The sequence below is a fragment of the Candidatus Yanofskybacteria bacterium genome (assembly GCA_003514055.1).
Classification (GTDB): domain Bacteria; phylum Patescibacteriota; class Minisyncoccia; order 2-02-FULL-40-12; family GWA2-44-9; genus UBA12115.
The window spans coordinates 162,430-183,218 of record DOSG01000008.1; the positions used below are offsets into that span (position 1 = coordinate 162,430).

General features: G+C 43.5%; 24 protein-coding genes and 1 tRNA gene. 6 read left to right on the forward strand and 19 right to left on the reverse strand.

All coding sequences use genetic code 11. The annotated features are described in order from the left end of the window. Positions 1-32 precede the first annotated feature (32 nt). From DEG18_03110 to DEG18_03150, 9 genes are all read right to left on the reverse strand, one after another. On the reverse strand, positions 33-449 hold the full coding sequence (locus DEG18_03110) for a hypothetical protein (protein ID HBX58571.1): 417 nt from the start codon (positions 447-449) through the stop codon (positions 33-35). Between the two features lie 184 nt (positions 450-633). After that, positions 634-1,986 carry an MBL fold hydrolase gene (locus DEG18_03115; protein ID HBX58572.1) on the reverse strand — a complete coding sequence of 451 codons (1,353 nt, stop codon included), beginning with the start codon at positions 1,984-1,986 and terminating at the stop codon, positions 634-636. 6 nt (positions 1,987-1,992) lie between these two features. Then, positions 1,993-2,286: a hypothetical protein gene (locus tag DEG18_03120; protein HBX58573.1), complete on the reverse strand. Its 294-nt coding sequence runs from the start codon at positions 2,284-2,286 to the stop codon at positions 1,993-1,995. An 88-nt stretch (positions 2,287-2,374) separates the two neighbouring features. Next, the gene (locus tag DEG18_03125; protein HBX58574.1) at positions 2,375-2,848 is read right to left on the reverse strand and encodes a hypothetical protein; all 474 of its coding nucleotides are present in this window, start codon (positions 2,846-2,848) and stop codon (positions 2,375-2,377) included. Between the two features lie 50 nt (positions 2,849-2,898). After that, entirely contained in the window at positions 2,899-3,507 is a 609-nt protein-coding gene (locus DEG18_03130; protein HBX58575.1) for a hypothetical protein, read from the reverse strand. A 61-nt stretch (positions 3,508-3,568) separates the two neighbouring features. Then, positions 3,569-4,834, reverse strand: coding sequence for a hypothetical protein (locus DEG18_03135; protein HBX58576.1), 1,266 nt, complete (start codon positions 4,832-4,834; stop codon positions 3,569-3,571). Positions 4,835-5,030: 196 nt separating this feature from the next. Next, the gene (locus tag DEG18_03140) at positions 5,031-5,954 is read right to left on the reverse strand and encodes a hypothetical protein (protein HBX58577.1); all 924 of its coding nucleotides are present in this window, start codon (positions 5,952-5,954) and stop codon (positions 5,031-5,033) included. Positions 5,955-6,053: 99 nt separating this feature from the next. Beyond that, entirely contained in the window at positions 6,054-6,665 is a 612-nt protein-coding gene (locus tag DEG18_03145) for a hypothetical protein (GenBank protein HBX58578.1), read from the reverse strand. Between the two features lie 69 nt (positions 6,666-6,734). Further along, positions 6,735-6,947 (reverse strand): hypothetical protein, encoded by a 213-nt coding sequence (locus DEG18_03150; protein ID HBX58579.1) that lies wholly within the window; start codon positions 6,945-6,947, stop codon positions 6,735-6,737. A gap of 29 nt (positions 6,948-6,976) precedes the next feature. Between DEG18_03150 and DEG18_03155 the strand changes: the two genes are divergently transcribed. The 5 genes from DEG18_03155 (at position 6,977) to rpsT (ending at position 11,257) form a co-directional block, all read left to right on the forward strand. Beyond that, positions 6,977-9,001, forward strand: a complete 2,025-nt coding sequence (locus DEG18_03155) for an excinuclease ABC subunit B (protein ID HBX58580.1) — start codon at positions 6,977-6,979, stop codon at positions 8,999-9,001. Between the two features lie 127 nt (positions 9,002-9,128). Then, positions 9,129-9,521 (forward strand): hypothetical protein, encoded by a 393-nt coding sequence (locus tag DEG18_03160; GenBank protein ID HBX58581.1) that lies wholly within the window; start codon positions 9,129-9,131, stop codon positions 9,519-9,521. Between the two features lie 282 nt (positions 9,522-9,803). Then, positions 9,804-10,370 (forward strand): hypothetical protein, encoded by a 567-nt coding sequence (locus tag DEG18_03165; GenBank protein ID HBX58582.1) that lies wholly within the window; start codon positions 9,804-9,806, stop codon positions 10,368-10,370. Between the two features lie 13 nt (positions 10,371-10,383). After that, a complete protein-coding gene (locus DEG18_03170; protein ID HBX58583.1) occupies positions 10,384-10,725 on the forward strand; it encodes a hypothetical protein in 342 nt (113 codons plus the stop codon). Between the two features lie 271 nt (positions 10,726-10,996). After that, positions 10,997-11,257, forward strand: a complete 261-nt coding sequence (rpsT, locus tag DEG18_03175; GenBank protein HBX58584.1) for a 30S ribosomal protein S20 — start codon at positions 10,997-10,999, stop codon at positions 11,255-11,257. Positions 11,258-11,302: 45 nt separating this feature from the next. On the opposite strand, the gene ftsW is transcribed toward rpsT, so the two are convergent. The 5 genes from ftsW to aspS all read right to left on the reverse strand — a co-directional run bounded on the left by ftsW (position 11,303) and on the right by aspS (position 16,431). Then, positions 11,303-12,379 carry a putative lipid II flippase FtsW gene (gene ftsW, locus DEG18_03180; GenBank protein HBX58585.1) on the reverse strand — a complete coding sequence of 359 codons (1,077 nt, stop codon included), beginning with the start codon at positions 12,377-12,379 and terminating at the stop codon, positions 11,303-11,305. 37 nt (positions 12,380-12,416) lie between these two features. Next, a complete protein-coding gene (locus DEG18_03185) occupies positions 12,417-12,761 on the reverse strand; it encodes a hypothetical protein (protein HBX58586.1) in 345 nt (114 codons plus the stop codon). 151 nt (positions 12,762-12,912) lie between these two features. Then, positions 12,913-13,995, reverse strand: coding sequence for a phospho-N-acetylmuramoyl-pentapeptide-transferase (gene mraY, locus DEG18_03190; GenBank protein ID HBX58587.1), 1,083 nt, complete (start codon positions 13,993-13,995; stop codon positions 12,913-12,915). Positions 13,996-14,072: 77 nt separating this feature from the next. Next, the gene (locus tag DEG18_03195) at positions 14,073-15,035 is read right to left on the reverse strand and encodes a hypothetical protein (GenBank protein HBX58588.1); all 963 of its coding nucleotides are present in this window, start codon (positions 15,033-15,035) and stop codon (positions 14,073-14,075) included. A gap of 4 nt (positions 15,036-15,039) precedes the next feature. Beyond that, positions 15,040-16,431, reverse strand: coding sequence for an aspartate--tRNA ligase (aspS, locus tag DEG18_03200; GenBank protein HBX58589.1), 1,392 nt, complete (start codon positions 16,429-16,431; stop codon positions 15,040-15,042). Between the two features lie 120 nt (positions 16,432-16,551). Here aspS and DEG18_03205 point away from each other — a divergent pair, with 120 nt between their 5' ends. Next, positions 16,552-16,764, forward strand: coding sequence for a hypothetical protein (locus DEG18_03205; protein HBX58590.1), 213 nt, complete (start codon positions 16,552-16,554; stop codon positions 16,762-16,764). A 61-nt stretch (positions 16,765-16,825) separates the two neighbouring features. On the opposite strand, the gene DEG18_03210 is transcribed toward DEG18_03205, so the two are convergent. The 5 genes from DEG18_03210 to DEG18_03230 form a co-directional block, all read right to left on the reverse strand. Next, positions 16,826-16,898 (reverse strand) — tRNA-Lys (locus tag DEG18_03210). Positions 16,899-16,965: 67 nt separating this feature from the next. Further along, positions 16,966-17,328, reverse strand: coding sequence for a hypothetical protein (locus tag DEG18_03215; protein ID HBX58591.1), 363 nt, complete (start codon positions 17,326-17,328; stop codon positions 16,966-16,968). 109 nt (positions 17,329-17,437) lie between these two features. Beyond that, positions 17,438-18,706 carry a hypothetical protein gene (locus tag DEG18_03220; GenBank protein ID HBX58592.1) on the reverse strand — a complete coding sequence of 423 codons (1,269 nt, stop codon included), beginning with the start codon at positions 18,704-18,706 and terminating at the stop codon, positions 17,438-17,440. Between the two features lie 79 nt (positions 18,707-18,785). Then, positions 18,786-19,004, reverse strand: a complete 219-nt coding sequence (locus DEG18_03225; protein HBX58593.1) for a hypothetical protein — start codon at positions 19,002-19,004, stop codon at positions 18,786-18,788. Positions 19,005-19,082: 78 nt separating this feature from the next. Continuing rightward, on the reverse strand, positions 19,083-20,789 hold the full coding sequence (locus tag DEG18_03230; GenBank protein ID HBX58594.1) for a hypothetical protein: 1,707 nt from the start codon (positions 20,787-20,789) through the stop codon (positions 19,083-19,085).

The following is a 20,789-nucleotide window of genomic DNA, read 5'->3' on the forward strand; positions in this document are numbered from 1 at the left end:
TGTCAGGCCTCGATGGCCTGCCGGCCGATCGGCTACTCGCCGAACAGAGCGGCGACCGCCGTGGCCTGGACCTTCTCGAGCTCGGCTGCAGCAGCGGTCCGATTGGCATTCGCAATCATGGCCTGTTGCTGCAGGATCTCGTTCTGCGCAGCCTTGGACCGTTCACCAGCCGCCACGATCTGGTTGTCCCGCTCCGTAAGGAGCGCCTTCAGGTCGGCGCCGACCCGACTCTGAATCTCCATCATCGCGAGGACGCCCATCGCGATCTTCGCGCCCAGGCCAGCCTGATCACCGAGCTGCTGGAACATGGGTGCGGCTTTGGCGGCCTGCGCCAGGCCGAATGTCTTGACCGGCACCGGCTTGGGTGCCGGAGGCGGAGGCGTCAGCTTCCGCATGACGATGAACGTGATGACCGCAACGACCACTGCGACGAGAAAGTAGTTGACCATCTTGATTCTCCCTGAGCCATTTCTTCTTTCCCCACCGACTGGCTCTACGTCGGGTGGGGCTGGACACAACAACGAACTGTACTTACATTATACCGCATACGCGCTGAAAAGTCAAGCATAATTTTCTCACCAAAAAACGGCCATTTAGGCCGTCTTCGGGATGAAATACCTTATACAATAAATTTTACAGCTCGAAACTCTCGTCTTGCGCCGGAACAATCGCCTCTACGCCAGTGCTGGTTTTGATTCTCTGAGCTAAGGCCGTTGCCGCATCTTCTTCTCCTTGAACAACAAAAACTCTTCGTAGATTCCCACCCTCGGCAATTGATCCTATCCATTCGGCTAACATGTTCTGATCAGCATGAGCAGAATACCCACCGATAGCTACTACCTCACAATTAACCGCTACGTTCTCACCCATAATTTTTACCGATTTCTCGCCCTCTAGAATCTTTCTACCCAAGCAGCCTTCAACTTGGTAGCCGATAAAAATTATCATCGAGTCCTTGTCAGATAAGTATCTTCTTTCGTGATGCAAAATTCTTCCGCCATTAGACATTCCTGCTCCAGCGATAATTATCTTCGGCCCGACGATATCATTTATAGATCTTGACTCCTGAGAAGTTACGGTAAAGCGCAGACCAGGAAAATCAAATATATCATCGCCCGAATTAATTATATAATTCGTCTTAATATTCATGTAGTCAGAATATCGCCTGTAAACTTCCGTAAGCTTAATGGCTAGCGGCGAATCGACAAATATAGGGATGTGCGGAATCTTTTTTTCATTTATAAGATTGTTAAGCTCGTATAATAGTTCCTGAGTACGCTCAATGGCAAACGAAGGTATCATAATCGTACCGCCACGCGTTATGGCCTTCGAAATCGAACTTAAGAGAATATCCCTTCTCGTCTCCCTATCTTCGTGAATCCTCCCACCGTAAGCTGACTCGATGACGGCATATTCGCCATCGTGAGGCATAAACGGATAATTTAATAGTGGCGTCGGAGGATTACCCAAGTCTCCGGAGAAATAGATCTTCTTACCTTCAAATTGAATCTCAATGATAGCCGACCCTAGAATATGTCCAGCGTCGTGGAATTTGATTTTTATACCACCGAGAGCCTTCTCTTCTTCGTAGTTAACTGGCTCAGCTAAAGATAATATGCCATCAAGATCTTCCGCATTAAAGAGCGGCTCATGATTATGCTTGACAGCTTCATCAGAAATCAATCCCAGATTGTCTGGTAAAGCTCTTGTTATTAAACCAAGAGTAGCTTCGGTAGTAATTAACTTACCCCTAAAACCATCTTTATATAATTTGGGCAACCTGCCCACGTGATCAGCGTGGCTATGAGTTATCAAAACGTAATCTATCTCTCCAGGAATATAAGGGAAAGGAGCATAATTTAAGTCTTCGGAGTACTTTGATCCCTGAAACAATCCGCAATCAATCACCAGCTTTAAACCACCCACTTCTAGCAGGTAATTCGAGCCAGTTACCGACTTTGCTCCACCATAAAAAGTTATTCTCATGCAGAACTATTTTTTATTCGAACCAAGCCATGGCTTCTGAGGATATTTATCAAATACGTAGTCGTACCTCTTATCTCCTGGAATTTTAATGCCATAATCAATAATCCAGTCATCTATCAAAGACATCTCTAACGGAGAAACGTTCTTGGCCACTCCAGTATTGGACTCTATGATCAGGGTGTCGGATTCAAGGTTCTTCATTTGAATAAACAAAAAACCAATTAAAAAGCCCGACAGCAATGCTAGAAAAATAGCTCCAATGATCGACTCAGTTCGAAACGTTGCGAAACTTTTTAACATTTGTTTTTAATTCCTGGCAGGCCTCCAAACGAAAGTTCATTTTCGTACGGGACAAGCAATGGAATTCCAAGCGCCATGTAGGCGCCTATTACCTAACAATAATTGTACCAGTTTCATTTAAATTTTTCTCGTTGTGATATCCGAATATCCCCTTAGCGGCAAAAGTGAACGAGAAAAAGCTATTTTGTGGAACATCGCCAACGCTGTCGAAGCCAACTAAATTATTATGCTCTGGGTGGGGATCAGACACTACTCTTATGCCAGAATAGCCATCATTTTTGAATTTAACCGTATCGCCAGAATGAATTCTTAAATTTGTGGGACTAAAAACTCCATTTTTATAAGACACTGTGTATATCCTAAGAATTCTAGTGTCAGTGGGCTCAGGCGTCGGAGTAGGAGACTCCACCACAACCCCATTGCCACCAGCCTTACTAAAAAATCCAACCGAGAGAGCAAGAAATAAAAGCATTAAAATAATCAGCATCCAGACCAAACCGGGCCCGTTGATCGGCTCTATTTTTTTCCTCTTGACTGTCAATTGGATTTCTGGCCCGTCCATATTAAGATTTTAACACCATTTGGAATATATGCAAAAAAATAAAGTCTCCACTATTGGAGACTGGAAGAATGATTCAGTAATTTAGCAATTTTCTTCTTAACGTAGCTGGTGCCACGATTTTTGCCGAATAGAATATCAAATGCCCTCACCCGCCACTCATGAACTCCGCGAGAATGGCCATTGATCGCCGCCTCGACATAATTAGTATCGAGATAGAATGTTGGCCTCCTAACTCTAGCGCCGAAGATCATGACTAGCATCATCTTACCCATCAAGGTCTTGGCGGCGACGATATCGTCACTGTCAAAGCACTCCGTCCACCGCTCTCTCAATTTCTTAACAGAAATATTTCGATTCTTTCTATTATATATATTCCTTTGGGTTGCGCCGGCCAACCAAAGCTGGGCAACATTATCGTGAGGCTTCTCGCAGAATATGACCCCATGGACGTAATCGATGATATCCCAAACCTCAAACAGAGTTAAGTTTTGGAACAGAGCGTGCCAAGCACGATGAGATCTGACAGTCCACCGAAATTCGTTGAACTCAGACATAATGAATTCAATATCGTCATTTTTGCGTCCACCATCTTCACGTACACGACTGCGAGGTATAATATGATGTGAGCTAAGATTCTTCCTAGTCTTAGCCACAATCACCCCTTTTTCAATGTCCTACCTTGATAATATTACTTTAAAAAAAGAGGTCAAATATAAATACTTATCTATCTTGCAGATTCATAAATTCTTCGACGACTTCCTTGTCGGACCATCCAATCTTCTTACCGCCAGCAATCGCCATGGTTGTTTCCGAGCCCTTACCAGTGATAATCACCACGTCACCATTCTCAGCCATAGACATACCAACACCAATGGCTTCTCTCCTATCCATGATTCTCTCTACCTTATTAATAGACTTAATACCTTCCATGATTCCATCCAGTATGCGCCCAGGATCTTCTTCATAAGGATCTTCGTTTGTTAAAATCACATGGTCACAATACTCATCAGCTATTTTGCCAAATTCAGATCTTTTCCATTTATCTCTCCCTCCGCCAGCGGCACCAAGTACGGAAATTAATTTACCGCTTTTCGGTTTTAACGCGGCATAGACTTGTCTTAATGAATCTGGAGTATGAGCATAATCGACAACTACAGAGAATGGCATCCTTTGAATAAACTCCATTCGCCCTGGGATATATTTAATCTCTTTAAAAATCGACGCTGAGCTTGGTAGATCAATATTATACATGGCTGCGATTGTCGCCGCCGCCAGAACATTAGACACGTTGAATTTGCCGCTTAGATTAATATCAAATTCAGTACCATAACATTCAAACGAAGCCCCATCCGATCGCAATTCTAATTTTTCTGCCCGGATATCACCTCGCTCCACGCCATAGGTTATTTTCTTATTGGCTGGATAGTCCCAGAATAGACCCACGTGAGGATCATCAGCATTAAAAACGTGAATATTCTTCGAAACCTGAAATAGTTTTTGCTTAGCTCGATAATAGTTCTCAAATGAACCATGACTTTCAATATGTTCTTTGTGCAAACCCGTGAACACGACACAATCAAAATCGATACCGAGATGTCTATTCTGTTTTATACCCTCAGAGGTTACTTCCATAATAAAGAATTCGCTACCGACTTTTTGGGCCTGAGCCATATATTTATGAATCATAAATCTACCCGGCATAGTCATCTTCACTGTATTTGGCCATTCCTTTTCTCCAATTCTGAAACCCATCGAGCCAAGCACCGCTACTTTTTTATGACCAGATCTCTCCAGGATCTTGCCCGTCAGATATACTACCGACGACTTGCCCTTGGTTCCAGTCACTCCGATAACCTTCATCTTCTTGGAAGGGAAACCATAGGCTAGCGCTCCAGTATAAGCCCAACAAGCATGATAAGCCGGCGCGATCAAACCGAAAACTTCTCGCGGCACAATTTTCCTAATTATATTCAAAACACTATTCATTTATTATTTAATATATTGAGCTAGCCATTAAGCCCAACCGTTTCTGGGCAAATTTCGGAGGCATTTCGGCTTGAACAGAATTGATATAGCCTCGAAGAGGCGATAAAGTCGGATCTTCGAAATGCCGAGAATTTAGATAGCAATCGGCCGCAGGAGCCGATTGACTATCGGTGCCAAAGAAACGGGTAGGCTTAAGTTAAAAAACTTTTCTCGCTATTTTATATATCCAATACCAGAAGCTGGATATAGGCAAATCAAATGACCCGGGATATTCGATCTGATTACCACCCCAACCTAATTTAAATCTAGTCACGCCAGGCCATTTCTTTGAATCAATTCCCCAGAAATCATAGAACATATATCCCCCGTTCTTAAATAGCTTCATAGCCTCCCAATGCATTAGATATGGTGCCATCATTGGCTTATATTCTCTATCCATCGCTCCGTGCAAATAATAAACAGTATCACCATAGGTCATGGCCATCATTCCAGCAACGGGCTTATCTTCAAGTTTGATAAAATACAATTTGGCCCTAATTTCTCCGTCTCTGAAAAAGTTTAATAGCTTTTCATAATAACCCTTCTCGTGAGTATTAAATTGATCTTTCTCTGAGGTCTGTTTAAGTAATTTCCAGAAATCTTCAAAACTACCATCTTCAGAGAATCTTAGTCCATGTTTCTCGGCAACTTTTATGTTGTACCTGGTCTTATGGTGCATCAAAGACAAAAGTTCTTCCTCCGACGCCTTTAAATTCACAACTATGGTCTTCGCTGGTTGAATTTCTTTCTTGGATTTCTTAATCCGACGACTGCCGGACATGCCATATAGCAATTCCACCGTTGAACCATTCAACGGCTCCATCTTAACAAAAAAAGATTTATTTTCCTTGCCAAGTTTCTTTATGCCATTTACGAATGCAGCTAATTCATTTTTTAAACCAGCTTCAATATCTTCAAATGAAATTTCCGGACCATGAGGTATGTATAAATAGTTTTTGCCAAACGGCAAATCGTGCTTAACTATATTGGCCTTTATTTTGCCATTATCGTAATTAAAAACTTGTCGCCCCAGCGACTTCTGAAACTCCATCCACTCTTTTGTCTGTAAAAACGATTTCATAATTCTATATAGAAATGGTGAGAGATTGTGACTTCATGCAATTCTCGCAGGAGAAAAACGCAACCCGTACCCGAGAAAGTCTTAAGTCTGGCCTCGACCTCATTTTTTACCTAATATTTTCAAAGCCTCACGGACCCTTTCTTCTAACGACTTACCTCCGCCCACTTCTTTCAATGCATTCGTGGCTTGGCTGGTACTGTAGCCGAGTGCCACTAAGGCCTCCACCACACTACTATCTTCACCAAGATTCATTCCGGTCACGTCCGCCGCATCTATGTAATCAACCTTAGTCTTGAGTTCCAAAACAAGCCTCTGGGCAAGCTTCCCACCGAAACCCGACACCTTCTTCAAGTAATCGGCATCCCCGTTCATAACAGCCGCTTTTAGATGCTGGGGCTCAACTACGGTTAGAATGGCCATAGCATTCTTGGAACCGACACCGTTTACTGTTTTTAACAGATGAAACAACTCTAAATCCTGCCGCCTATCGAAACCGTATAGGTCAAAAGTGCCCTCGCGCATATTGAGCTGAGAATGGACGTATAGCTTAATTTTCCTATTGACATCGACCTTTTCTTTTGATACAATATTAAGCAATTTGGGGGATACTATGACCCTATACCCTATACCGCCCTGGCCGGGCAGGCCGGCATTCAAAATCAGGTACTTATCGCCCAAATATTCTATTGTTCCCTCTAGAAACGAGATCATACCTTAAAGATACCATTGAAATTTGAATAAAAAAAGAGGGCCCGCGCACGCGCGGGACCCTTCGACGGACTACTTGCCGTCCTTGATAGCAGCACCGACAATCGTAGCCGCAGCAATCAAGGAAGTCATGATCGATAGCAGCGCCATCGTCGCAGCCATCCAGGGTACATTAGCCCAGAGAAAGGCACCGGTCGCCAGAGCGAAACCAGCTGACGCCCTCGCCGCACGATAAACCTGATCTACGCTCACGTTCATGTCTCTACCCCCCCCTCCAGTATTCATACCATAACATATTTCACATATAAGGTCAAATGTTTAAGCTTTCGTCAAAATATAAGCCCACCGGCGACCAACCGACAGCCATAGAAAAATTGGTCAAAGGATTAAAATCCAAGAAGAAACATCAGGTACTTTTGGGCGTAACAGGCTCGGGTAAAACATTTACTATAGCCAAGGTGATTGAACGTCACCAGAAACCAACTCTTATTATATCTCATAATAAAACCCTGGCCGCTCAGCTATATCGAGAATTCAAAGAATATTTTCCAAACAATGCCGTCCACTATTTCGTCAGTTATTATGATTACTATCAACCAGAAGCATATCTCCCCCATTCCAATACATACATCGAGAAAGACTCTAAGATAAACGAGGACATTGATCGTCTTAGACACGCTGCCACTCAGGCCCTGATCGGTCGCGACGATGTAATCATCGTCGCGTCAGTATCTTGCATCTACAACCTTGGTTCGCCAGAAGAATACAAGGATCTCGGTCTTGAGATATTTGAAGGTCAAAAAATAAATCCTTCGGACCTAGGCCGAGGACTGCTTAGACTTCAATATGCCCAAGATATCGAGTTAAAAAGAAGTTGCTTCAGAAAGACTAAAAATGAATTTGAAATAGTTACGCCAAGTGGCCAGGAGATCATTAAAATAATCTTCTCTACTAAAAGCGAGAAAGAAGACCTAATCGAAAAAATATATAGGGGCTCCGTGGATGATCCAGAAGATATGGAAATGCGAGATATAAAATACGAAAGGATTGCAGCCACTGTCATATTTCCGGCTAAGTATTGGATCACCTCCGGTGACAAATTAGCTTTAGCAATTGAGAATATTAAAAGCGAACTCCAGCGCCATGTGAAGCATCTAAAAAAAGAGGGTAAGAACGAAGAAGCATTCCGTCTTCAAGCTAAAACACTTCAGGATGTCGAGATGATGCGCCAAACTGGCTACTGTCATGGCATAGAGAATTATTCTCGCCACCTAGACTTCAGAAAACCAGACGACCCGCCATACTCCCTACTAGACTTCTTCAAATCAAAGGGGAAATTTTTAACTATAATCGACGAGTCTCATATAACTATTCCCCAACTCAGAAGTATGTATAATGGTGATCATTCCAGAAAAAGTACTTTAGTCGAGTACGGTTTTAGATTGCCCTCGGCCATAGACAATAGACCCCTAAGATTCCCGGAGTTCGAGAAGAGAGTTCAGGAAACAATATATGCTTCGGCCACTCCGGGCAAACACGAATTAGCAAAAGCCGGCAAAGATAATGTCGCCGAACAGCTGGTACGGCCAACTGGGCTATTGGATCCGACAATCGAGATACAACCAACCGATAATCAGATACCCCACCTACTCGAACAAATCAGACAAAGAGTATCCAAAAACGAACGAGTTTTGATTACGACTTTAACTAAGAGAATGGCAGAAGACCTATCAGAGCACTTGGCCGATCAAGGCATTAAGGTAAATTACCTTCACTCAGAGATAAAAACATTAGACAGAATTAAGATTCTTAAAGACCTGCGCCTTGGCACTCATGACGTCATCGTAGGTGTTAATCTATTAAGAGAAGGCCTCGACTTACCCGAAGTTTCGCTTATCGCCATCCTAGACGCCGACAAAGAAGGCTTCCTTCGCAACTACACAACTTTAATTCAAACCATGGGCCGTGCCGCCAGAAACGTAAACGGCCACGTGATCATGTACGCCGATAAGCAAACTAAATCTATAAAAGAAGCGGTTCAAGAAGCCACGCGAAGAAGAAAGAAGCAAGAGCTATACAACATCGATAACAACATTACTCCCGCAACCATAATCAAAGAAATAGGTAAATTTGATTTGCCAATTTCAAAGGCAGCTTCATATAAGATGGATAACCCCGACTCCAATAATAATGAGGATATTATCTTCTACGGCAGTGCCAGCAAGCAAAGAGTGCTAAAACAACTAGAGAAGATGATGGAGCGAGCCATGCGAAAATTTGAATACGAAACGGCCATGGAGCTAAAAGAACAGATTCGCAAGCTCAAGGGCCAAGAATAATTGTGCCCAAGTGGCTATTGACATCGTAGGGCCAATGTGCTATACTTGACACAAGCTAGGAGTGGCTAGTGGACAGCGCCCGATATTGGGAATGCCACAAGGTCGCTCTTTCACAAGGAGGCAGGACATGGGATGGACCAAGTCGAAGAAGTCATCGTTCAAGGCCGGCGACCGCGTCACCGTCCCCGGTGGGTACGGAGACGGCACAATCACCGAGTTCGAGGATGGCTGTGGCGGCGGAGAGCTGGCGAGCGTGAAGCTCGACAGCGGCCGACAGGAGTGGGTCGGCGTCAGCCGCCTCAAGGCGGCCGGACCGAAGAAGTCCACGGACAAGAAGGCCGACGACTACGAGCTCTACGTCCGTGACGTCATCAGAACGTCCGACGGCCGGCTCGGCCTGATCAAGGACTTCACGTACGGCGGGTGCAGCGACCAGTACGCCGTCGTGATGTTCCACGACGGTCAGACCCGCGAGTACAACGTCTCGCGGGTGACGCTGGTGGCGGCCGCAACGCGGTAACGCCCCCCACCTCGCCCACCCAGGGCCGCCTCATCGACGAGATGAGGCGGCCCCCAACCTCGCACAGAGTCAGCGATGACTTATCCACGTGCGAGGTTTTTAAATACAATAAATCGGTTAGTAACTCTTAATACTACGCTTACAATGGTAAATAACATCATAAAAACCCGACATTTTTGATTAATACCCAACGACTTGATTTATCCTAGATTATATGTTATAATACACGTACGGAGTGACCTTTTACAACCATTGCCGATACAACGTTAAGAGAGGAGACAGATGAGACAAGTACTCGTCGATAACTGTGGCTGGTTTTCGTTGTTGGCCTTCTTCGTAATGGGGTGGGCCTACTACATGACGGCCACGATCCTCATGCGAGGATCGCTGTTCATCGGCCTCCGCGGCCGAATCGACCAGATAGCCGAGAGCGGCTCGTGGCTCTGCACGAAGATTCGCGAGATGCTGGGATGCCTGATGTGCACGGCCACCGAGGCGGCCATCTGGACACTCGGCATCGCGACTCTCGGACTCGGCCTGTGGTACAACGTTCCCGACGCGATCATCGGCGCGGCGCTCGAGAAAATCGGGGCGATTGGCTCCGATAAAATGATCGCGCTGCCGTGGTACGCAAGCGTGGCCATTATGGCCGGCGTATCGTTCGCCCTATCCCTGGCCGTCGCTGGTCAGGCCTGGGGCATCAAGTGCATCGTTGAGCATCAAGAGGTCAAGTTCTTGGAGCTTCGGAAAGGATCCCGAGCTCGAGAGATTGAACTCCTCGAGAGGATCAGCGAGCTCGAGAGAACTCCTGGAAAGAGTTGCGAGAAGTACGAATACGATCTGTCCTAACGAAGGAGCTGAAATGAAAGTTAAAGCCATTATTCCGTTCGCTGAGTTCGCGACAATCTATGCCGCCCTACCTCGTTCCGAGAATTGCGCAACCGTAAGGTGCGCATTCAGCAAGACAACCTGCCACGTTCGGGAGGCTCGCGAAGCCTGCCGCGAGTGGTGGAAGCGCACCAACGACGGTGCGCCAGGATTCTCGAATTACGAGGCCACGTTCCAGAATGCGATCGATGCCGAGAACGCCATCTACTGGTGTTTCCGGACTGGCGACATGGAACCGGCCCAAAAGGCATACGATCTTTTGACCGACGAGCTTCGTGCTCGATTCAGCGGTCAGCTCCGGATGTCCGGTAGCTAGATCTGGCATTCACCACCGGCATAGCCGGGGCCGCCCCTCAAAAGGCGGCTTTTATTTTTATACTTGCAAATATCAATAAAATGTATTAAAGTATGTAAATCAATTTACATATAAACAGCGATTCCAATCATTGTTTCAGCTATTAATCGGCAGCCCCTTCGGGGGCCGATAGCTGATCACTGAATCCTTTTAAAGAAGCAAATCTCTCGGAAGCTTGAACGGGACTTCTTTAAAATGATTCAGCTAACAATAATTTGAACCTTAGCCGAGCATGCCAATAACAGAATCAGCAAAAAAAGCCCTAAGACAGTCGAAAAAGAAGAGAATCCAAAATCTTCAGAGAAGCAATGATCTCAAGGTCTCCATGAAGAAAATAGAGAGACTCGTCAAAGATGGCAAAAAGGATGAAGCAGCCAAGCTGGTGGCCAAAGCCTACAAGGCCGTGGATAAAGCCGCAAAGACCGGAGTCATAAAGAAAAATAAGGCCGCTAGATTAAAATCAAAAGCTGCCCGAATGACTTCCTCGAAATAAGCTTCTAAATACAAAACCCTCGCGCAGTGCGCGAGGGTTTTGTATTTATCTTTTAGCCACGCTAGCCGATATGCCTATACCCGACAAAATGGCCATCATCGCTGAACCGCCATAGCTGATGAATGGCAGAGGCACACCCGTCAAAGGCGCAATGCCGCAATTGGCGGCGATGTTTAATAATGCCTGAGAACATATCCAAATGTTTACGCCCATCACAAGCAACAATCCAAATTTATCACGAGTATTTTTAGCTATTCTAGTTAGGGTGAAACATAGCGCAATGAACATCAATAAAGTCGCCACCGCACCGATAAAACCGAGCTCCTCCGCTATCACCGCAAAGATAGAATCCCCGACAACCTCTGGCAAGAAGCCTTGCTTCTGGCTGCTCTTGCCAAATCCGACGCCAAGTAGCCCTCCAGATCCGATAGCTATAAAAGATTGATTGACCTGATAGGATATTCCCCGTGGATCGATATCGGGGTTCATGAAGGTTTTCAACCTATTAAATCTGTACGGTTCAAAAATCACTAACGCAATTCCGATTAACAAGAATACGCCAATAACCGTAAAAAAGTGTTTCATCTCGACGCCAGCTGCAAAGTAAACGCCTATGGATATAGACGAAACGATGAGCAACGTTCCAATATCGGGCTGCAGCGCTAATAGGGCGGCCACAAAAGCCAATACAACGAAGAATGGGGCCATCCCATAGGTCCAATTTTTAAGACGCTCATCCCTACCACTAAACCAAGCGGCTAGATATATAATCATGGCCATCTTCAGAAACTCCGAAGGTTGGAAACGGAAGCCGAATAATTCTAGCCACCTGGTTGCCCCTTTCGCACCATGTCCAAATTGTGGCAAGAACACGAACGTCATTAAAAGTAATGCGAAAAATAGTATTGGTATTGCTAATTTCTTCCATACTTTATAATTAATCTTAAAGAAAATAAAAAGCAGAGCCAGCCCTGGAAGTACGCTTTGAAGTAATTGATGGTAGAAGTAATAATATGAATTGCCAAATTTCTTCTGTGCGTCAATAATCCCGGCAGATGAGAGCATTACCAAGCCAAATACTACCGATACTAGAGTGATCCAGATTAAACTCTTTGCCATCATTCAATTCTACCATAATCACCCGACAAAAAAACCGGCTTTAGCCGGCTAGTTTTCTTAACTCATAGTTAAACTCGAAAGACATGCATTGCATTTCCTCACTTACCTGACCAACTTTTTCTGCCCACATCTTAGCTAGCTCTTCGTCCGAGATATCATGAAAATAATAATTCATCGTAGTCCCATTTCTGCCAATCCAGAGATTAAGCACCGCATTCGTTAGAAAGAGTCTTAGTCCATTTAATCTTCCATACAAAGTATCGAAGGACATCTCGGCCCTCAACCATGACGGGAAAGCTCCGCTTTCGCATAGATTCCAAATGGTCCGATCCAGAATATTCTTATCTAGTAATTCGGTGAATCTATCTTTTAGATACGGCTCCATTTTATAAAACAAAATGAGCAAGAAATACTTGGTCCGATCGCTGTAAAAGGTCATAGTCACTGCCCTTCACGAATCTAGCCCATCTCAAAATATACGAGCTAGGATCTCCTGTCAACCTGCGCAGTTCAATCCCCTTAAACAGATAGGGTGGCTATTTGAATAACATCGCAGGGATTTTGGAATCAACGAGAAATATAATTAAGCCGATGATCGCGCCGATTGCGGAGATCATCCAAAAGCGCATTGTGACCTGAGTCTCGTGCCAACCCAAGGCCTCAAAATGATGATGGATAGGAGTAGACAGGAATATCTTTTTTCCTCGTAATTTTTTCGAAGTCAGTTGAATGATAACGGACCCAGACTCGACTATAAAAATCATGGCAATTGGGATCAATAATAATGGCGTATTAGTGAACATTGCCACAACACCAAGAGTAACGCCAAGAGACATCGAGCCCGTATCGCCCATAAAAAACTTAGCTGGATAAATATTAAACCACAGAAAAGCAATCAACGCTCCAATGATAGAAGCCATAAACACAACCAGATCTACCCTGCCCTGATCGAAAGCTATCGCTCCATAAGCAACGAACATTGTTAGAAATATGCCGGCGGCCAATCCATCTAAACCGTCAGTTTCATTAGCGGAGAAAGCGCTAGCAACAATTATAAAAACGAAAAACGGCACATACCACCAACCAATGACCATATCTCCCAGGAATGGGATATTCACAAAATTCCAACCAAGTTTTACATAGAACCACCAAGCTAATCCGGCACCAACAAGAACATACATTAAGATTCTGTCGCGCATCTTTAAACCGCCCCCACCGGGGCCTATCCTTCTTACTCCGAAGTAATCATCCACCAATCCAAAAATGGCGCTGATAATCAAAGCCGCGAGAGGCACCCAAGTCTGAGCTCTAGATAAGAAATTTAGTTCAGAAAAAACGCTACCTGGGAACAATTTGGCTAGCGCCCAGAACATAACAGTTATAACGACTACGGTCATCCAGATAACCACCCCGCCCATAGTCGGAGTCCCGACTTTTTTCTTATGCATCTCAGAGAAGATAGGAGCGGTTTCTTTTCGAATGACCTGCTTGCCCAGCTGATACTTGTATAAAACCTTGGTCCATATCGGAGTCAATAAAATAGCAACGAAAAAAGAGATCGTTGCCGTACCGGCTATCTTGACCACATTTAGAACACTAAATATTTCCCTTACCTCCATAGAATCAATTGGCAATTATCATTTATCATTTTCCAATTAAATAAATGAGAATTGAAAAATGGTAAATGATAAATGTCTTAGTTCCAACGATAAGCTTTTTTGATCCAATTTACAAGCTTTTCCGTCTCGCCAAATCTATCTTTCGATCCTAGGACCACGCTTATAATATTATCATCTCTGTCTGGCACGCTTACTACAAGTACTAAGCATCCTAGAGCAGTATCAGTATAACCAGTTTTGCCTCCCAATATATTGGGGAGAGCTCCTAAGAGCATGTTAGTCGTAGTTGTAATGTGCTCGATCTTCTCATCGGTTGATCTGACTATCACGTTTTTTTCTCCCAATATCTTCCACATTAAATCGTATTTAAGAGAATACTCAGTTATTCGAACTAAGTCTTCAGCCGTCGAATACGCCTCGTCATTCAATCCAGCCGGATCTAAGAATTTTGTATTATTCATTCCTAAGGCTAAGCTCTTTCTGTTCATTTCGGCCACGAAATCAATTGCCCTAGATCGGCCATATTCTGCAAGCGCATAGGCGGCGTCATTAGAAGATTCTATCAGCATCATCTTCAGTAGATTTTCTACGCTCATACTCTCTCCGGCGTATAGTGTCTGCTTCTGCCCGTCAACTTTGATAGAAGACTCTCCGACAACGACGACATCTTTTAAGTCAAAGTTCTCCATAACCACAACGGCGCTCATTATTTTAGTCAATGATGCGACAGGAAGCCTCGCCCTGATGTCTCTATCGAATAGATATCTCTCAGATCTTATGTCGAAAATAGCGATCGACTTAGCCTCGATGATCGGCTGCTCTACTGCGGTATCGAGCATAGGAATATAACTCGGCTCTGACAACGGTAAAATGTATGCCGCTCGAGTATCGTAAGTAGTCGATTCGTCATCTTGATCAAATCTGGCCACGCTAGTTTTTGGATACTCGAAAACAAAAAAAGCATTGATGCCGATTAGGGCAATGAGTAATACACCAAGCAACACAAGACTGGGACCAATTTTTGGCTCTGAGGCATCCATTGGATTATTTTTCTGGCTTAAGTCGTAACTCCCTTAACTGCTTGAGGCTAATTTCTGATGGTGAATCCATTAATAAATCCCTAGCATCTCCTGTTTTGGGGAAAGCCATTACTTCTCGAATATTTGGCTCTTGATGTAGTAAGGTTAATAATCTATCGATGCCCCAAGCTATGCCACCATGAGGCGGAGTGCCAAACCTGAAAGCTTCTAACATATGGCCGAAATTACTTTCAATTCTTTCCTTCTCAAAACCCATAATCTCGAATACGGCCTCGAGAGCTTCGGCTTTATGATTTCTTATACTGCCGCCGCCTATCTCCCAACCATTTAAAACTATATCGTACTGAGTGGTAATTATATCGCCGACATCTTTCTTATTCATAAGATCATCCATGAATTCCGGCTGAGGCGCTGAGAAAGGATTATGAGTGAATGTCCATCCACCATTGTCTGTTTTCTCGAAGAATGGAAAATCTATAACCCAACAAAAAGATAGAAGGTTCGGATTACCTTTGTCTTTTCTCATATCCGGCCGATCAATATCATATTTCTCCATGGCATCTTTGTAGGAAATCCTAGGGAATGGAATCTCTTGTATCTCTTTTTCTGGATAAAGTTGATGAACTAAATCTATTAATAATTTCTCGTTTACCTCCATGACATCTTCTCTCTTCACGAAACTCATCTCTAAATCCATTTGAGTAAATTCTGGTTGCCTATCACCGCGAGTATCTTCATCTCTAAAACACCTAGCTATCTGGAAATATTTTTCTATTCCCGAAGCCATCAATAGTTGCTTATACTGTTGCGGCGACTGCGGTAAGGCGAAAAATTTACCAGGATATAGCCTAGATGGCACAACGTAATCACGAGCTCCTTCAGGCGTAGACTTAGTTAATATTGGCGTCTCAACTTCTAAAAAGCCCACCTTATCTAGCCAATTACGAATAAATAAAATAAGCTCATGCCTCTTGGTCATATTCTTAGCCATTCTCTGGCGACGCAAATCAAGATACCGATATTTCATTCTTGAATCTTCCCCTATCTCTAGACCATTAGTATCTATAGCGAACGGAGGGGTCAAGGATTCATTTAACACTTCTAGCTCTGTGGGCTCAAACTCAACATTTCCGGTCTCGATGTCTGGATTAATCATTTTTTCTGGTCGAGCATTGACCTTCCCTTTTACCCTTATCACCCACTCTGACCTTAATTTCTGAGCCAATTCATAAACTTCTTTATTGGAAGGAACGAAAACAACCTGGATAACGCCAGATCGATCTCTGAGATCAACAAAGATAATCTTGCCGTGGTCTCTCCGAACATTGACCCAGCCCAATAGTTCAATCTCCTTTCCGACCATATCTTTTGTCTCTTTTACGAAAATGCTCTTCATATGACGCAATTTTGCCATAAAAACTACCTCATCACAAGAGGAAAAGTAGGCAAAGACCGACTCGGAATATAGCTTGAATCAAAGAATTGATTAATCATGTAATTAATTTATAATATATACATGGCAACACATGGGATAAAATATTTTACTAAGAATATAGTCATCGCCGTTGGATTGGTCTTAGTCTGGCGGGGAGTTTGGGTTATGTTGGACTTAGTGGATCAGCGACTATTCGGGAATAATCATCTTGCCACTGCTATTATTGGCATAATAATTGGCCTCATGTGCATCTACCTCCCCGAAAGAAATCTCAAAACTCTGGAAAGGCTCTAGTCAGAACAAAATGACATCATAAATATAAAACGCCCTAAACGGGCGTTTTATATTTATGATGTCCGCTCACCAGGATTCGAACCTGGGACCTTCTCCTTAAAAGGGAGCAGCTCTACCAACTGAGCTATGAGCGGAAATAACCACAAAATATTAGCACACAAATCAACTTTCATCAAGCAAAAACCCCGATATGGGGTTTTATTATTCTGTCTCTAGCCCCTCCGGATGGATCATTATTCTTTCCTCGTAGACGATTTCTCTACTCACCATGGGTATATGGAGTCTTAGCTTAAGATCGTGCTCTCGTTTATTTCGCAATATCTTATATCCTGAACCCCAGCCATCTTCAGAGATTCCACAATCCCTGCAGACTCTCTTGGGCGGAAGAGCCGAATCGGGATTCATGGGCTGATAATCGCACTCAATTACATTTTCATGAGGACAAACACGTTGTAGCTGAGTCACCTCTTCATTAAATCTCGCCTTCAAGATATCAATTTTCGCCTTAAGATTATTGATAGCTCTTCGTTTCTTATGGGCATCTCTAGCTGAGATCTTGGCCATAAGTTCTTCCCCTCTCAATGAACTAAGTTATTTATACCAGAACTAATCGCAGAGACAATGGCTGTCTTCTTGTCCGACAATTGCCGGATCAAAGACAGCCATTGTTTTCCTAGCTAACCAACTCCTTAATCAAGCTATGTATCTGGTCAGATTTTCGATATACCAACTCTCGATCGCCGACTATGCATACGCGAACTGCGATGTAGTCGTCTAGCTCAAGTTTGAGAGTCTCAAAATATTCTTTATGAGTCTTCTTCAATGAGAACACTTCCCCGCCATCGTGATACAGTATGTCTTCGGGTGCAAAACGCCACGGACTCAATATGGGCACCACCACTACGCGCCGAGGATCAACTTTTAATGATTCCGCTATTTTTGATTCGATAATCTCTAAGTCCTTAGGCTTTGAATAAGCCGCGAATTTCTCAAAGAATTTTCTGTCTTCACCAATAACTGTTATTTTCTTGCCGGCAATCCTTTCCTTAAATTTCATATTTCTCAGCCTTATCACCAAGCCAGACATTGGCAACTTGCGACCAATAAAAGATTGATACATGTCTCTGATCTTCTCATTGCCGCTCAGATATAAGTGCGCCATAAGCTCGCCATCGTTCATCTTCCACAAATCATCTGGATCAATTTTTGAATCATTTAGCCAGTAGGCAATTATTTTTTGGAGGTATCTTTGGCTGATGAGTGAAGACTTGTGAAGGTATACCTGTTTAAACATGTAGGTATACAAACTCTGCACTTGTCGCGCCGCCTCTAGCGATTTCTTGTCGATTACTAAATTGCCCTTTATAAAAGTTAGATAATTGAGCATAGTCTCGATATCTGGCTTCTGGCCAAATCCCGTGTGATAAATGTCGCGATCGAGATAATCCAGCTTATCCATACCCATGTTTTTATCCATAACAATCTTATACAGAGGATTTTTCCTTTCAAAAAGACGCTTTACGTATTCATAATCACCGCCGGCTTTTTCTATCTCGTCGCGGAGAAGCTTTATAACCTTGAGGCCAGTCTTGTCGTGATCAATGGTCGTAAGCTCTTCAATTAAATGTGAGAATGGTCCATGTCCAATATCATGAAGCAAACCGAACATGGCCACATTATATGCCTCATGCTGAGTTAGTACGCCATCATGCATCAATCTGTCGCACAACCTCTTGGTTTTATTATGGACGCCCATAACATGTTCAAAACGATTGTGCACTGCGCCAGGAAAAATCATTAGCGTCGTACCAAGCTGTGAGATATGCAAGAGCCGCTGAAATAGCGGATGGTTAACAAGAGAGATTATTCTTCTTACGTCTACGCTTTCGTTGGGAGGAATTCTAATATATTTTCTATAGTATTTATCTTGAGCTTTAGCCATAGTGGCTTCAAATTACCACAATTAATAATAAAATAAAGCCCACGCGAATATGTGTGGGCTTTCTGTTTAATTTTGGCTATCAACCTTTCAGTTCCAAGTTCTTGGCTTTTTCGAGTGCTAATAGAATTTTTGATATCAGGTCTTGCCTTGAATCGATATAACGTGGATCGAGAAGACCATTTACAATACTTCTAGCTAAAGCTCTGACTACGATAACCTCTCTCTCCGAGCTATCGCTTCTATGAACCGACTCTAGATCGGCAAGATCATAATCACCACGACAAAGAGCACATGACATGTTTAGAGCCTCCTCCAAAGAAGATCTAAGCGAATTAAACCATGACTTAGCCTTTTTGTATAGTTATCGGAAACATGGCTATTCTTTTTTACCTAGCCCCTTCAATAAATCTCTCAATTCTTCGACGTTAACTTCTTTCTTCTCTTGATTATGATCGCCTTTTCTAGGATCAATCTTTCTACCCTTAAAATCAACGGGGCTAGATTGCAGAGCCGAAAGAGATGCTTCGGGTGGCCGACTAGACTGTTGGATGGGTGGTTGGCTACGATTAGGTTGATTAAGTTGACTCGACTGGACGGACTGTTTAACTGGCTTTATCTGACTCGGAGAGCGGAAATCTCCACCTCTGCCCCCGCCGCCACGACTATCTCTTCGGTCATCTCGTTTATCATAACCACCCGTTTGACCGCTATGTCCACGATCATCCCTCCTTGGCTCTTCTCTCTGAATCGATTGAGATTGCCGAACATCATCCTGACCTACTGGTTTACCACTTTCGGCAATCATCCATTCCGAGGTTTCTTTCTCGACTTGATCTCGTGGCCTCGTATAGACGCCTCTTGAAGCTTCTACGATCTCATTAACAAAAACTCTATCGGGCTTTGAAAATGGTGGCAATGTAGCCGCTGAGAAAGCCTTAGAAGAGATGCCGTTGATCATTAATTTTATATAAACTGTATATTTAGCTAGATTGCCAATATCTATAGCCGTAAATTCAGGTTCAAACCATCTCTCCAAGAATTCTGCATCTTCGGCACCAACCCTAAAAGTAGCTATGGTACCAACGTTGCCGAAAACAGCATCTCTAACCGGTTCTTCCATCTGAGTTATATATTGATGGCCCATGATTAGACTTAAGTGATATTTCCTAGCCTCTGACAAAATATTAGCAAATGATTCGGTAGCAAAGTGTTGGAATTCGTCTACGTATAGATAAAAATCTCTACGCTCACTCTCGGGTATATCAACGCGAGACATGGCCGCCAGCTGGATCTTGGTAATAAGCAGAGCACCCAAAAGTCTTGACGCGTCTTCTCCGATCTCACCCCTTGAAGCATTAACCAGCAATATCTTGCCTTCGTCCATTATCTTTCTGATGTCTAGCTTCGTTTTCGGTTGTCCGATAATGTTTCTGATTAAATTATTGGATGCAAATTGTCCAACTTTATTTTGAATAGCAGCCGTAGCTTCGGTGGCAAATTTATCAGCATACTTAGCGAATTCATCAGTCCAGAAAGATTTAACTATCGGATCTTTGATATTGGCCACAATCTCTTTACGATATTCTTTACTCGAGAGCATTCTATTGATGCCGAGCAGAGTCGAATCAGGGTATTCAAGCAATGCCAGAATAGTGTTATTTAAGATGTATTCCATTCTACCAGACCAAGCATCTACCCAAATCTTTTTAAATACACCGAGAAGACCACTAGCTATTTTGCCGCGATCATCGTAATTTACTTTCTCCATGACATTAAAAGAAATTGGATATTCTTTATCGCCAGGATTAAAAAATACTACATCTTTTATTCTCTCCTGCGGCACAAAATTCAATAGATCTAAAACTGCATCGCCGTGAGGATCAATATAGCAAACACCGCGGCCAGCCTCTATGTCTTGGATACACATGTTCTTCATCATCTCGGACTTGCCCATACCGGTCGCTCCGATAACATACATATGCCTTCTTCTGTCGAGTGGCTTTATGCCAAATTTGACCTTCTCATTACGAAAGTTTGTTTCTCCTAGGAACACTAACTCTTTATCGTCAGAATGCTCTGCCAT

Coding starts and splice junctions, on each gene's coding strand:
- DEG18_03110 (HBX58571.1), bottom strand. CDS start 449: ATGGTCAACTACTTTCTCGTCGCAGTGGTCGTTGCGGTCATCACGTTC.
- DEG18_03115 (HBX58572.1), bottom strand. CDS start 1,986: ATGAGAATAACTTTTTATGGTGGAGCAAAGTCGGTAACTGGCTCGAAT.
- DEG18_03120 (HBX58573.1), bottom strand. CDS start 2,286: ATGTTAAAAAGTTTCGCAACGTTTCGAACTGAGTCGATCATTGGAGCT.
- DEG18_03125 (HBX58574.1), bottom strand. CDS start 2,848: ATGGACGGGCCAGAAATCCAATTGACAGTCAAGAGGAAAAAAATAGAG.
- DEG18_03135 (HBX58576.1), bottom strand. CDS start 4,834: ATGAATAGTGTTTTGAATATAATTAGGAAAATTGTGCCGCGAGAAGTT.
- DEG18_03140 (HBX58577.1), bottom strand. CDS start 5,954: ATGAAATCGTTTTTACAGACAAAAGAGTGGATGGAGTTTCAGAAGTCG.
- DEG18_03145 (HBX58578.1), bottom strand. CDS start 6,665: ATGATCTCGTTTCTAGAGGGAACAATAGAATATTTGGGCGATAAGTAC.
- DEG18_03150 (HBX58579.1), bottom strand. CDS start 6,947: ATGAATACTGGAGGGGGGGGTAGAGACATGAACGTGAGCGTAGATCAG.
- DEG18_03155 (HBX58580.1), top strand. CDS start 6,977: ATGTTTAAGCTTTCGTCAAAATATAAGCCCACCGGCGACCAACCGACA.
- DEG18_03160 (HBX58581.1), top strand. CDS start 9,129: ATGGGATGGACCAAGTCGAAGAAGTCATCGTTCAAGGCCGGCGACCGC.
- DEG18_03165 (HBX58582.1), top strand. CDS start 9,804: ATGAGACAAGTACTCGTCGATAACTGTGGCTGGTTTTCGTTGTTGGCC.
- DEG18_03170 (HBX58583.1), top strand. CDS start 10,384: ATGAAAGTTAAAGCCATTATTCCGTTCGCTGAGTTCGCGACAATCTAT.
- rpsT (HBX58584.1), top strand. CDS start 10,997: ATGCCAATAACAGAATCAGCAAAAAAAGCCCTAAGACAGTCGAAAAAG.
- ftsW (HBX58585.1), bottom strand. CDS start 12,379: ATGATGGCAAAGAGTTTAATCTGGATCACTCTAGTATCGGTAGTATTT.
- DEG18_03185 (HBX58586.1), bottom strand. CDS start 12,761: ATGGAGCCGTATCTAAAAGATAGATTCACCGAATTACTAGATAAGAAT.
- mraY (HBX58587.1), bottom strand. CDS start 13,995: ATGGAGGTAAGGGAAATATTTAGTGTTCTAAATGTGGTCAAGATAGCC.
- DEG18_03195 (HBX58588.1), bottom strand. CDS start 15,035: ATGGATGCCTCAGAGCCAAAAATTGGTCCCAGTCTTGTGTTGCTTGGT.
- aspS (HBX58589.1), bottom strand. CDS start 16,431: ATGAAGAGCATTTTCGTAAAAGAGACAAAAGATATGGTCGGAAAGGAG.
- DEG18_03205 (HBX58590.1), top strand. CDS start 16,552: ATGGCAACACATGGGATAAAATATTTTACTAAGAATATAGTCATCGCC.
- DEG18_03215 (HBX58591.1), bottom strand. CDS start 17,328: ATGGCCAAGATCTCAGCTAGAGATGCCCATAAGAAACGAAGAGCTATC.
- DEG18_03220 (HBX58592.1), bottom strand. CDS start 18,706: ATGGCTAAAGCTCAAGATAAATACTATAGAAAATATATTAGAATTCCT.
- DEG18_03225 (HBX58593.1), bottom strand. CDS start 19,004: ATGTCATGTGCTCTTTGTCGTGGTGATTATGATCTTGCCGATCTAGAG.
- DEG18_03230 (HBX58594.1), bottom strand. CDS start 20,789: ATGGCAGAGCATTCTGACGATAAAGAGTTAGTGTTCCTAGGAGAAACA.